Source organism: Streptococcus sp. CF10-1 (genome assembly GCF_024295825.1).
GTDB lineage: Bacteria > Bacillota > Bacilli > Lactobacillales > Streptococcaceae > Streptococcus.
Genome location: NZ_JANCPQ010000001.1, coordinates 342,035 through 354,282, shown reverse-complemented (window position 1 = coordinate 354,282; position 12,248 = coordinate 342,035). Strand labels below are relative to the sequence as shown.

Genomic DNA, 12,248 nt, shown 5'->3' with positions numbered 1-12,248 from the left:
ATCCTCTCCTTACTGGGCTTCTGGCATCTGTCGAACATCTACGAAACGCCCTGCGATAGCTGCCGCAGCTGCCATGGCTGGACTGCAGAGATGGGTTTTAGCGCCAAATCCCTGTCTATCTTCAAAGTTGCGATTACTGGTTGAGGCACAGTGAACCCCATCAGGTACCTTGTCTGGATTCATCCCTAGGCACATAGAGCAACCTGGGTCTCGCCACTCAAAGCCAGCATCTAGGAAAACCTTATCCAATCCCAATCTCTCCGCAGCTCGTTTCACAGGACGCGATCCTGGCACTACAATTGCTGTTAGATTGGGAGCAATCTTCTTCCCTTTTACAAATCGCGCAGCTAGTTGTAGGTCACTGAGCCGAGCATTGGTACAAGACCCGATAAAAATATATCCTAGTTCAATGTCCGCTGGCTTTTGACCAGGTTCCAAGTTCATGTAATGATAAGCTCGTTCATCATTCATATCCTTAATTTCTGGGAAGCTACTGTCAAAGTCGACGCCCATAGCAGGATTGGTTCCCCAGGTCACCATAGGAGCCAAGTCTGAGACATCCATCTGGATAACCTTATCATAAACAGCATCATCATCGCTGACAAGCGTCTTCCAGTCGGCAACTGCCTCCTCGAAATCCTCTGGAACACATTCTCGTCCTTTGAGATAATCATAAGTAGTTTGATCTGGATTCATGATTCCCATCTTGGAGCCAAACTCGATGGACATATTGCAGATGGTCATTCTCTCTTCCATGGTCAGTGCATCAATCGCTTGCCCACGATATTCCACCACATAGCCTACACCACAAGCAACGCCGTACTTGGCAATCAAGGCGAGAATGTAATCCTTAGAATATACTCCTTTTTGAGGAACACCAGTGAATTCTACCAGCATTTTCTTGGGTTTAACTTGCCAGAGTGTCTGGGTAGCAAAGACATGCTCGACCTCACTGGTCCCAATCCCAAAAGCTATAGCTCCGAAAGCTCCGTGAGTAGCTGTGTGACTGTCTCCACAAACGATGAATTTTCCTGGTTGCGTCCGTCCTGTCTCTGGACCAACCATGTGAACGATTCCCTGCTTTTCAGAACCGTGGGCAGCATGTTCAATCCCAAACTCCACAACATTTTCAGCAAGCTTATCAATTTGGGCCTTAGAAATCACATCTCGAATATCATAGATGTTGACCGTTGGTACATTGTGGTCAAAGGTCCCAAATGTCAAGTCTGGTCGTCTCAATCTGCGGCCTGCATCTCGTAATCCTTGAAAAGCTTGGGGACTAGTCACTTCATGAATATAGTGCTGGTCCACATACATGAGTTGGGGTTGCCCTTCTTCTCCTGTGATGACATGACGGTCCCATAATTTATCAAAAATCGATTTTCCTGCCATCCATTACCTCCAAATAAAATATAAGGCTACTAGTGTAGTTACCATCCCGAGAAACCAAACTGTTTTAAAATACCATTTTCTAGTCTTGTGGTGAAAGGTGATTCCTGCCAACCAGGCACCAAAACCACCACAAGTAAGGGCTAAAATGAGTAAGATTTTCTCTGGGACGCGCCAAGCACCTCTTCTTGCCTTGGATTTGTCAATACCATAAATCAAGAAAACCAGCAAATTCCAAATCAAGAGGGTAAGCGTGATTCCTTCATTTATCTTCATAATCTTTCAATGATGGCTTCTGTCATTTCCTTGGTCAAAGCCTGTCCTCCAATATCTCTTGTTAAAATGCCAGCCGCTAAACTAGCTTCAACAGCACGCTCGATACGCTCTGCATCCTCATAACGTCCAAAACTATCTCTCAACATCATGGCAACTGACAAAATCATAGAGATAGGATTGGCAATTCCTTGACCTGCAATATCAGGTGCTGAACCATGAATAGGCTCATAAAGACTTGGTCCCTTTTCAGAATGACTGGCTGATGGCATAACACCAAGAGTACCTGATAGAACGCTTGATTCATCAGATAAGATATCTCCGAAAAGATTCTCTGTCACAATGACATCAAACTTAGCAGGATTGGTAATCATAAGCATAGCAGCTGAGTCCACCAACTGGTGTTCCAAGGTCACATCTGGGAAATTCTGCGCGATTTCCTCAGCTACTCTGCGCCAAAGTTTTGATGTTGCTAGAACATTTTGCTTATCGATACTAGTAACGATTTTTCTGCGACTTCTTGCGATTTCAAATGCCTTGCGAATGATCCGCTCTACTTCCTCATAGCTGTAGTCGTTGATATCACGCGCTTTGCGCTCTTCAAGAATATGATCACCAAAGTAAATCCCGCCTGTCAACTCACGCACCACGACAAAGTCTACACCAGCAATTCGTTCTGGTTTAAGTGGTGACAAATGCTTAAGACTATCAAAGATTTTTACGGGGCGAATATTAGCATAGAGATTGAGTTCCTTCCGAAGAGCTAGCAAGCCTTGTTCAGGCCGAATCGTTGCCCCATCATACTGAGGACTACCGATAGCCGCGAGGAGAATAGCATCTGCTTCTCTACATGACTTGAGGGTTTCATCAGGTAAGGGATGCCCTACAGCATCAATACCTGCACCTCCAAAGGGGCATCTATCTATCTCATAGTCAAAGCCTATTTTTGAAGCTAGAGCTTCCAGAACCGTTAAACCAGCTTCCATGATTTCTGGACCGATTCCATCCCCTGCTAGAGCTACTATTTTCTTTGTCATAGCCATCTCCTTTACACACTAGGCATGTCTCGGTAGGAAACGCTATGCCCCATCTCACCTGCATTCTCTTTTTGAACAAAGGTATTAGCATTGATATAAGCAATAGCCGAAGCCTTTAACACATCAAAATCGAGTCCTGCTGCATTAAAGATGGTTTCGGTATCTCTGTTTTCAACAGTGACCAAGACACGAGCCTGGGCATCGATTCCATCTGTTACTGCATCGATGGTATAGGACACCAAGCGGACAGATTGGTTAAAGAACTTATCGATAGCGTTAAAGATCGCTTCAACGGAACCTTGCCCTGTCGCATTGAATTCGACTTTCTCACCATCCATATTGGCCAGGCTAACGAGCGCTTCAATGTCATTGTCTGCATGCGTTTGAAGTTGTAAATCATCAAAGTGGAATCCTTCTGGATTTTCAACCATGGTTCCAGCTACCAGAGCTCGAATATCTGCATCTGTAATTTCTTGCTTTTTGTCCGCCAGCGCCTTGAACTTAGCAAAGAGTGGTTTGATATCCTCTTCTGTAAAATCTAGGGCCAGTTCTCTTAGTTTTTCAACAAAGGCATGGCGACCTGACAATTTACCAAGCGGAAGACTATTGCTCTTAACACCGACCAATTCAGGTGTGATGATCTCATAAGTGAGAGGATTTTTAAGGACTCCATCTTGGTGAATACCAGACTCGTGAGAGAAGGCATTACCACCAACGACAGCCTTGTTTTTAGGAACTGGAATACCAGAGAAGCGAGAAACCATTTCAGACGTATTCATTGTTTCATCCAAAACAATATCACTAGTTGCTTGGAAGAAATCCTCACGAATCTTCAAAGCAACAGCTACTTCTTCAAGAGCAACATTACCTGCGCGTTCACCAATACCATTAATAGTTCCCTGGACACGTCCAGCACCGTGTTTAATTGCTGTCAAAGTATTTGCAGTTGCCATACCGAGATCATCGTGACAATGGACACCAAAGACAACTTTATGATCTGATTTAATATTTTCAGTCAAGTGATCAAAGATGCGTGCAAACTCTTCTGGGGTCGTAAAGCCAACTGTGTCAGGGATATTGATATAAGATGCACCTGCATCGACCGCTGTTTGAACGACTTGCAAGAGGAAATCCAACTCTGTTCTAGTCGCATCTTCAGGAGAGAATTCGACGATTTCAAACTTAGAACGTGCATAAGAAACATGTTCCTTGATAGCTTCTAAAATCTCTTCCTTGCTCTTATTGAGCTTATACTTGCGGTGAATCGGACTGGTAGCGATAAAGACATGAATTTGAGGATACTTGGCATCCTTAAGCGCCTCATAACAAGCATCAATATCAGATTTTACAGAACGAGCTAATCCTGTCACTGCTGTTTTTTTCATGGCTCTAGCAATTTCTTGAACGGCTATAAATGAATCTGGACTAGCAGCCGGAAAACCAGCTTCAATTACAGAAATTCCCCATTTCTCCAGCTGTCTTGCAATGGAAACTTTTTCCTTTATTGAGAAGTTAACACCAGGTGTTTGTTCCCCATCACGAAGGCTTGTATCAAAAAATTCAACTTTACGCATAAGATTTCCCCTTTTCCAAATGTGGTTTTAAAAAAACATCTCGCTCAGAAGCCCAAGCGAGATGTTGATTTACTCCCGCTTGGTAAGCCAAACAGGACTAATGCTTTTGCACTAGCCCGAGTACCTCAACAACAAAGCAAATTGATTAAACTTAGCCGTTTTCATGTTTGACTTTCTCCTTCGTTTGATATCTTGTTTAGTATTCTAGCATAGGAAAAATCTCTTGTCAAGAAAAAAATCCATTATTTTCTGAAAATTTCTTCAGTAAAGAATATTTTGCTAATTGAAAGTATTTGAAAACTCAAGTAACTTTCCTTATTTTTTCACAGTCAAATTCCAACTTCTTTCGATGAGTTCTATCACTTCTTCATCTTGCAAACTATCATCAAGCGCCAGACTAAGCCAGTAGCGTTTGTTCATATGAAAGGCTGGATAAATGCCTTTTTTTGAAAGCAAATTAGATACTTGGTCGTGTTTGAGGTTGACTGCTTCGACTAGTCCTTCTCTGCCCTTTTCCAGCTTATCCCATGGGATTCTCATCAAAACAGCATACCACTTTTGATTGTCTTCATGGCGCAATACAGCTGTATCAGGCGACTTTTCCCACAGATACTCCAACCGATCACCATACTTTTCCTGAACCTTATCCATGATACGCTTAGTCTGAGGGCAGATAAAATCCTGTACATCAAAGCAAGCCTTCCGAACCTGGTAGAGAATCTCCAAACAAGCCTCACGGACACTTCCGACAAAACTTCCCCTCATACTTTCCATATGTACTTGAGGATAGAGGTCACCCATCTCTTGATCAAAGACCTGAAAGTTCACATTATCAGGAGTGATAGAGACTGTCATGAAAAAGTCACCCTGCAAAATCTGGCAACTATAGGTCCAGACTTCCCCATTTTCTACAAAACCATAGGCATGAGCTTTTTCTTTATTAAACTGGTAAGATTTAAAAATTTCAAACATAAGTGAAAACTGCTACCAAAAGCTAGCAGTTCCTTTCTATTTTTTAAAAGACAACCTTAGTTCCATGCAATTGTGTCACGCCCAGCTGGTCGATAAAGGTTTGACGGTTGTCAAGGTCAATCCCCCCACCTGGTAAAATTTCAATTTTACCTTTAGCATGTTCCAAAATTCTGTGATAATGAGCTAAACGTTTCTCTAGCGAGTCTCCAGATACTCCAGCACGAGTTAGGATACGGGTAACACCAGCTTGGCTGAGCCAGTCAATGGCATCCAACTGGTCTTCATCGCTTAATTCATCAAAGGCCATGTGAAAGACAATTTCCATTCCTTTAGATGCGGCAATCAGCTTCTCAAGATTAGGCTTATCCAACTTTTTATCAGCAGTTAAAGCCCCAAATACAACCCCTTGACTTCCAGCCTGAGCAGTCAAACGTATGTCTTCTAGCATGATCGCTATTTCCATATCATTATAGACAAAGTCGCCACCACGGGGACGAATCATGGTCATAATGGTCGTATCGTAGTTAGCTGCCAGTTCAACCGCTGCCTTGGTCACTCCATAACTAGGTGTTGTTCCACCAACCGCTAGATTATCACAAAGTTCGATTCGACGAGCTCCAGCCTGCATCGCTTTTTCAAGCAAGGTCACATTTTCAGCACAAAATTCGTAAATCATTTGATTCTCCTTGATGTTTTCTTTGAATTCATTATATCATATTATTTTAAATATGCTTTCATTTTTATCAAGGCAAATAACTACTATTTTTATCTATTCTTTGTCAGGAATGACTTTAAAGAGATAGTAGGTGATAAAGATAGTTAAGGCTCCCAGACCGATTTTGACTGGCAAAAGAGGAGCAAAATAGATAGAAATTCCCATCAAGATATAGATAGAAACGATGATTTTTTTCTTTCGTTCTCGCGCAATAGACTTGGTCTCACGAAAGTCAGCTACATAGGTCTGATAAAGCTTTGTATGATAAAGCCAGTCTTCAAAACGCTTAGAAGATTTAGAAAAACAAGCAATAGCTAACAAAAGAAAGGGGGTTGTTGGCAAAAGGGGCAAGACAACCCCAACAAGAGCCAAGGCTAAAGAAATAAAACCAATACTTAGGTAAATAATACGCATGTCTTCTCCTAATTGAAATAATCTTATACTAGTTTCCCACAAAGTGAGGAAATTTGTCAAGCTTCAAGTAAAAAGAGCCTGAAATTTATTTTCAGGACTCTGCATTTTATTTAATTTTTTCCTCCTCGTAGTCGCCATTACTACATACAACCTGTTTACCACCGCCACGGACCTTTTTCTCCACAAGGAAGTGTCCGCATTTTGGACAATCACGTCCAATTGGTTTGTCCCAGGAAGTAAATTCACATTCTGGATAGCGATTGCAACCATAGAAGATACGATTACGCTTTGTTTTTCGTTCGATGATTTGTCCTTGATGACAGCTTGGACACTCGACTCCAATCTCTTTGACAATAGCTTGTGTGTGACGGCAGTCTGGGAAATTGCTACAAGCATAGAATTTACCAAAACGACCGAGCTTAATCACCATTGGACTGCCACAAACCTCACAGTCAAATCCAGCTGGCTCATCCTTGATCTGGATTTTTTCCATTTCAGATTCAGCCTTAGCTACTTCTTTAGAGAATGGTTTGTAAAAGGCGTCAATAACACGTTGCCACTGCTCTTTTCCAACCTCGACATCATCCAGTTTTCCTTCCATTTCAGCTGTGAAGGTCACATTGACGATGTCTGGGAAGTATTCAACGATGAGCTTGTTAACAATTTCTCCCAGTTCTGTCGGTTCAAAACGTTTAGCAGCCAGACGAACGTAGTAACGTTTTTGGATGGTTTCAATGGTCGGAGCGTAGGTTGACGGACGGCCAACTCCATTTTCTTCCAAGGTCTTGATAAGAGTCGCTTCCGAATAGCGAGCTGGCGGTTGAGTGAAATGTTGTTCTGGCTTGCTATTGACCTGCTTGACCACATCTCCAACAGCCATATCTGGCAACATCTTGTTCTTGTCAGAGTCATTGTAGATAGCAAGATAACCATCAAACTTAACTTGACTACCATTTGCCGCAAACTGAACCCCATTTTGAGAGAGCTTAACAGCCATGGTATCAAAAATAGCTCCCGTCATCTGGCTAGCTACAAAACGGTTCCAGATAAGGGTATAGAGCTTGAGCTGGTCTTTGTCCAAGTACTTAGCGATGCTTTCTGGTGTATTAAAGACACTAGATGGACGAATGGCTTCGTGTGCATCCTGAGCACCTGAGGCATTCTTGACCTTGCTACCATGCTTGGAATACTTGCTACCAAAACGGTTGTTAATGTAGCTTGCCGCTTCGTTCTGAGCCACAGGGCTGATACGAGTCGAGTCTGTACGCATATAGGTAATCAAACCTTGCACGCCTGATCCGATATTGATTCCTTCATAAAGCTGCTGGGCCACCATCATGGTCTTTCGAGTACGGAAATTGATTTTGTTAGCCGCATCCATCTGCATGGTTGAAGTCGTATAGGGTAGGGGCGCATTGCGTTTGCGCTCTTTCTTATCTACCTGGTCTACTGTGAAATCTTTGCTAGTCAAATGGGACAAGACTTCTTTGACTTCTTCGTTGGTGGTCAATTTCATCTTTTTGCCATTCATACCATAGAAAGCAGCTTGAAATTGTTTGGTTCCCTTCTTAAAGACACCATCAATTGTCCAGTATTCTTCTGGTTGGAAGGCATTGATTTCATTTTCACGGTCAATGATGAGCTTAAGGGCAACAGACTGCACCCGCCCTGCTGATAAGCCCTTCTTGACCTTTTTCCACAAAATAGGCGAAATCGAATACCCTACCAAGCGGTCCAAGACACGACGAGCTTGTTGGGCGTCGACCAAGTCCATGTCAATCTTTCGAGGTTCTTTAAAGGCATTTTTTACTGCGTCTTTGGTGATTTCATTAAAGACTACACGGTTGGCATCATTCTCATCCAAGTTGAGAATGTGAGCCAAATGCCAGGAAATCGCTTCTCCTTCACGGTCCGGGTCACTTGCTAGAAAGACTTTATTGGCCTTTTTAGCTTCTTTTTTTAAGTCATTGATGAGAGGACCTTTTCCTCGGATATTGATATACTGCGGTTCATAGTTATTTTCAATGTCGACTGACATACTGGATTTTTTCAAATCACGGATATGCCCGACACTGGCTAAAACCTTGTAATTTCTGCCTAGATATTTCTCAATCGTTTTCGCCTTGGCAGGCGACTCCACGATGACTAGATTTTTTTTAACTGTTGATTTTTTCTTCTTTGTTGCCGTAGCCACACTATCACACCTTTTCAAAGTAATAAACTTTATAAAGTGTAAACCATTTTTCTATAGCTGTCAAGACCTAAGTCCTATATATAGAAGAAAAGTTTATCTGAGTGAACAAATTTCTCCTTAAAATTCATACTCAGCAAGCACATCTTGACCGCTGGAAATCAGCTTTGCTCCCTCTTGGATCAGGTGGTGGCAGCCATCTGAATGGCCATCTAAAATGTTTCCCGGAATGGCAAAAACATCACGCCCTTCCTCCATAGCTCGCTCACAAGTTATAAGACTACCAGAACGCATCCTTGCCTCTGCTACAATCACACCACGGCAAAGGCCAGCAATGATACGATTACGAGCTGGAAAGTGAAATTTCAAGGGTTCCTCACCAGGTCCGTACTCGCTAAGTACCAAATGGTGATTGCCAATGTGTTCCTGCAAACGTTTATTGGCTCGGGGATAAAAAACATCCAATCCTGTTCCAATGACGGCAATCGTTCTTCCTCCATTCTGGAGTGCAGCCATGTGGGTAGCGGTATCAATCCCTTTGGCTAAACCACTGACAACGATTAACTCGTTTTCCAAACCTTGAATGACTTTCTGAACCGACTTTGCTCCCTGACTAGAACATGAACGACTCCCTACAACGGCAACCTTTGGAAACTTCAACAAGTCCAAATTTCCTTTATAAAACAAGAGCACTGGAGCATCATAAATCTCACTCAGATCCCAAGGATAACAGTCATCAAGAATAGAAAAGGATGGAAATTTCTGAAACTCCTTCTCCAACTGTGCATCATCTATCTGGAAATAGCGTTCCATAAAGACAGCAGGATTACGGCATCCAGATATTTCTGCAATATCACCTAGCAAGAGCTCCTGATCTACAGTCTCGTCGTATTCAAGAACAGTTAAAATTTGTTGATTGGTCAGCCCAGCTTTTCTCAATTTGTAAATTTCATAGTTTGTGATTTTCATATACAACTCCATTTCTTTTTCTACTCATCTATCTATTCGTAAAAAACATAAAAAGAAGACCAAGGATCTTCTTTTTTTCATTTATTCAGCTTTAGTAGTTGACCAGCTACTTTCAACCATCGGTAAGATTGTTTTTAAAGTTTCCCCATCCCCTTCAAGTGAAACATAGCGGATTTTACCATCATTTGAACGGAAAACCCAGGTAACGAGGTATTTCCCTGACTTAGCAATTGCATTGACAACATAGGCTTCATAGCCTCCAATGGTCGATTTGGAGCCCCAAACCTTACTGAAATCAGAGCTTTGTTCTTTGGAAGTTAAAATACTAGATGAGACCGTCACAACATCTAGTTTAGCATACTCTTCTTCACTGATATTAAACTGCTCAGCCTTGAAGGTATTCAGCGTAACAATGTTGATATCTGTTCCATCACTATACTGTATATCATTTCCACCTTCTACTTCATGGAATCGAACCCATGATTTGGGTACCTTGACAAATCCATATTCATTCGAACCGATGATTTGCGTCTCTTCCTTTTTCGCTTCAGAAACAGCAGAACTAGTGCTACTCGTTTCCTGACTGCTTGAAGAACTAACAACCGCAGTCGAACTTTCTTCGGTTGCTGTTTGCGATTTATTGGAACATGAAGCTAAAAAAGCACTAACAGTAACTACAGTACCTAAAATTAATAATTTTTTCATCCTACCACCTTTCCATCTGCATTATAAGAAAAATAAGGACTTCTGTCAAATTCTAACCTAATCTATTCTGTTAGCTTCCGATTTTATCACTCTCATTTAAAGCAAAAACTCTTGAAAAATCTTCAAGAGTTTTTTTTATTTCTATTCTTCATCCATGCTTAAGACGCTAAGGAAGGCTTCTTGTGGGACTTCTACTGATCCGATAGCTTTCATCCGTTTCTTACCAGCTTTTTGTTTTTCAAGGAGTTTGCGTTTACGAGAAACGTCACCACCGTAACACTTGGCAAGTACGTTCTTACGAAGGGCCTTGATATCAGTACGAGCCACAATTTTGTGCCCAATAGCTGCTTGAATCGGCACCTCAAATTGTTGACGAGGGATGATTTTCTTGAGCTTATCCACGATGAGTTTCCCACGTTCGTAGGCAAAATCCTTGTGAACGATAAAGCTGAGGGCGTCCACCTTGTCTCCATTGAGAAGGATATCCATTTTGACCAGCTTAGATGGGCGGTACTCTGACAATTCGTAGTCAAAGCTTGCATAACCACGCGTCGAAGATTTGAGCTTATCAAAGAAGTCAAAGACAATTTCAGCAAGTGGTATTTGATAGATAACATTGACACGATTATCATCAATATAGTCCATGGTCACAAAGTCCCCACGCTTACGCTGAGCCAGTTCCATCACCGCTCCGACAAACTCCTGCGGTACCATGATTTGCGCCTTGACATAAGGTTCTTCAATGGTCGCGATCTTAGTCGGATCTGGAAATTCAGAGGGGTTAGACACATCCATAGACTCACCGTCAGTTTGGTTAACCTTATAGATAACAGACGGAGCTGTCATGATGAGGTCAATATTGAACTCGCGCTCTAAACGCTCTTGGATAACATCCATATGGAGAAGTCCAAGGAATCCACAACGGAAACCAAATCCAAGGGCCTGTGATGTTTCTGGTTCGAACTGCAAGCTGGCATCGTTGAGTTGCAATTTTTCTAGGGCTTCACGAAGGTCATTGTACTTGTTGGATTCGATTGGATAAAGACCTGCAAAGACCATAGGATTCATCTGCTTGTATCCATCTAGTGGTTCTGCTGCAGGATTGCTTGCTAGGGTCACTGTATCTCCGACACGCGTGTCTTGAACCGTCTTGATAGAAGCCGCAATATAACCAACATCACCAGTCGCGAGGAAATCACGACCAACTGCTTTCGGTGTAAAAATTCCGACCTCCGTCACATCAAAGGTCTTGCCATTGCTCATGAGCTGAATCTTATCGCCAGGTTTAACCACTCCGTCCATAACACGCACTTGCAGGATAACCCCTCGATAGGCATCATAAACTGAGTCGAAAATCAATGCCTTAAGTGGTGCTGCAACATCACCCGTTGGAGCTGGCACTTTTTCAACGATCTGCTCAAGAATTTCTTCAATACCAATACCAGCTTTGGCTGAAGCTAAGACTGCTTCGCTGGCATCCAGTCCAATGACATCTTCAATCTCTGTACGAACGCGCTCTGGATCCGCAGCTGGCAGGTCAATTTTGTTAATGACGGGCAAGATTTCCAAATCATTGTCCAAGGCTAGATAAACATTGGCAAGAGTTTGCGCCTCAATCCCTTGGGCCGCATCAACCACCAAAATCGCTCCTTCACAGGCTGCTAGCGAACGCGACACTTCATAGGTAAAGTCCACATGCCCTGGCGTGTCAATTAAGTGGAAAATATAGGTCTCGCCATCTTTCGCAGTGTAATTGAGCTCGATGGCATTGAGTTTAATGGTAATCCCACGTTCACGCTCAAGATCCATACTATCCAGAAGTTGGGCTTGCATTTCACGACTAGAAACGGTCTCCGTTTTTTCCAAAACGCGGTCTGCTAGGGTTGATTTCCCATGGTCAATATGGGCGATGATAGAGAAGTTCCGAATCTTCTCCTGTCGTTTTTTCAAATCTTCTAAGTTCATGATGCTCTTCCTTTCAGGGTATCTATTAATTATAAATTGTTTTT

At 42.5% G+C, this 12,248-nt stretch carries 11 protein-coding genes; all 11 read right to left on the bottom strand.

Annotation, left to right across the window (positions count from 1 at the left end; all coding sequences use genetic code 11):
* Positions 1 to 9: 9 nt before the first annotated feature.
* Positions 10 to 1,392, bottom strand: coding sequence for a 3-isopropylmalate dehydratase large subunit (gene leuC / locus NMM25_RS01795; protein ID WP_254735749.1), 1,383 nt, complete (start codon positions 1,390 to 1,392; stop codon positions 10 to 12).
* A 3-nt stretch (positions 1,393 to 1,395) separates the two neighbouring features.
* On the bottom strand, positions 1,396 to 1,665 hold the full coding sequence (locus NMM25_RS01790) for a DUF1294 domain-containing protein (RefSeq protein ID WP_216732814.1): 270 nt from the start codon (positions 1,663 to 1,665) through the stop codon (positions 1,396 to 1,398).
* Positions 1,662 to 2,699, bottom strand: a complete 1,038-nt coding sequence (gene leuB, locus NMM25_RS01785; RefSeq protein WP_254735748.1) for a 3-isopropylmalate dehydrogenase — start codon at positions 2,697 to 2,699, stop codon at positions 1,662 to 1,664. Before leuB ends, NMM25_RS01790 begins: the two co-directional genes overlap by 4 nt.
* A gap of 11 nt (positions 2,700 to 2,710) precedes the next feature.
* Positions 2,711 to 4,273, bottom strand: coding sequence for a 2-isopropylmalate synthase (locus NMM25_RS01780; protein ID WP_049479352.1), 1,563 nt, complete (start codon positions 4,271 to 4,273; stop codon positions 2,711 to 2,713).
* Positions 4,274 to 4,588: 315 nt separating this feature from the next.
* The gene (locus NMM25_RS01775) at positions 4,589 to 5,245 is read right to left on the bottom strand and encodes an MmcQ/YjbR family DNA-binding protein (RefSeq protein ID WP_254735747.1); all 657 of its coding nucleotides are present in this window, start codon (positions 5,243 to 5,245) and stop codon (positions 4,589 to 4,591) included.
* Between the two features lie 43 nt (positions 5,246 to 5,288).
* Positions 5,289 to 5,921 (bottom strand): copper homeostasis protein CutC, encoded by a 633-nt coding sequence (locus tag NMM25_RS01770; protein ID WP_254735746.1) that lies wholly within the window; start codon positions 5,919 to 5,921, stop codon positions 5,289 to 5,291.
* 93 nt (positions 5,922 to 6,014) lie between these two features.
* A complete protein-coding gene (locus tag NMM25_RS01765) occupies positions 6,015 to 6,374 on the bottom strand; it encodes a YbaN family protein (protein ID WP_001220358.1) in 360 nt (119 codons plus the stop codon).
* Between the two features lie 106 nt (positions 6,375 to 6,480).
* Positions 6,481 to 8,568, bottom strand: a complete 2,088-nt coding sequence (topA, locus tag NMM25_RS01760) for a type I DNA topoisomerase (protein WP_254735745.1) — start codon at positions 8,566 to 8,568, stop codon at positions 6,481 to 6,483.
* A 117-nt stretch (positions 8,569 to 8,685) separates the two neighbouring features.
* Complete coding sequence (gene dprA / locus NMM25_RS01755; protein WP_254735744.1) at positions 8,686 to 9,534, bottom strand: DNA-processing protein DprA; 849 nt, start codon at positions 9,532 to 9,534, stop codon at positions 8,686 to 8,688.
* 81 nt (positions 9,535 to 9,615) lie between these two features.
* Positions 9,616 to 10,239, bottom strand: coding sequence for a hypothetical protein (locus NMM25_RS01750; protein WP_254735743.1), 624 nt, complete (start codon positions 10,237 to 10,239; stop codon positions 9,616 to 9,618).
* A 141-nt stretch (positions 10,240 to 10,380) separates the two neighbouring features.
* The gene (gene lepA / locus NMM25_RS01745; protein ID WP_254735742.1) at positions 10,381 to 12,204 is read right to left on the bottom strand and encodes a translation elongation factor 4; all 1,824 of its coding nucleotides are present in this window, start codon (positions 12,202 to 12,204) and stop codon (positions 10,381 to 10,383) included.
* Between the last annotated feature and the right edge of the window lie 44 nt (positions 12,205 to 12,248).

Bases quoted from the DNA above. Each gene is read 5' to 3' on its own strand.
- leuC (WP_254735749.1), bottom strand. From the start codon at position 1,392: ATGGCAGGAAAATCGATTTTTGATAAATTATGGGACCGTCATGTCATC.
- NMM25_RS01790 (WP_216732814.1), bottom strand. From the start codon at position 1,665: ATGAAGATAAATGAAGGAATCACGCTTACCCTCTTGATTTGGAATTTG.
- leuB (WP_254735748.1), bottom strand. From the start codon at position 2,699: ATGACAAAGAAAATAGTAGCTCTAGCAGGGGATGGAATCGGTCCAGAA.
- NMM25_RS01780 (WP_049479352.1), bottom strand. From the start codon at position 4,273: ATGCGTAAAGTTGAATTTTTTGATACAAGCCTTCGTGATGGGGAACAA.
- NMM25_RS01775 (WP_254735747.1), bottom strand. From the start codon at position 5,245: ATGTTTGAAATTTTTAAATCTTACCAGTTTAATAAAGAAAAAGCTCAT.
- NMM25_RS01770 (WP_254735746.1), bottom strand. From the start codon at position 5,921: ATGATTTACGAATTTTGTGCTGAAAATGTGACCTTGCTTGAAAAAGCG.
- NMM25_RS01765 (WP_001220358.1), bottom strand. From the start codon at position 6,374: ATGCGTATTATTTACCTAAGTATTGGTTTTATTTCTTTAGCCTTGGCT.
- dprA (WP_254735744.1), bottom strand. From the start codon at position 9,534: ATGAAAATCACAAACTATGAAATTTACAAATTGAGAAAAGCTGGGCTG.
- NMM25_RS01750 (WP_254735743.1), bottom strand. From the start codon at position 10,239: ATGAAAAAATTATTAATTTTAGGTACTGTAGTTACTGTTAGTGCTTTT.
- lepA (WP_254735742.1), bottom strand. From the start codon at position 12,204: ATGAACTTAGAAGATTTGAAAAAACGACAGGAGAAGATTCGGAACTTC.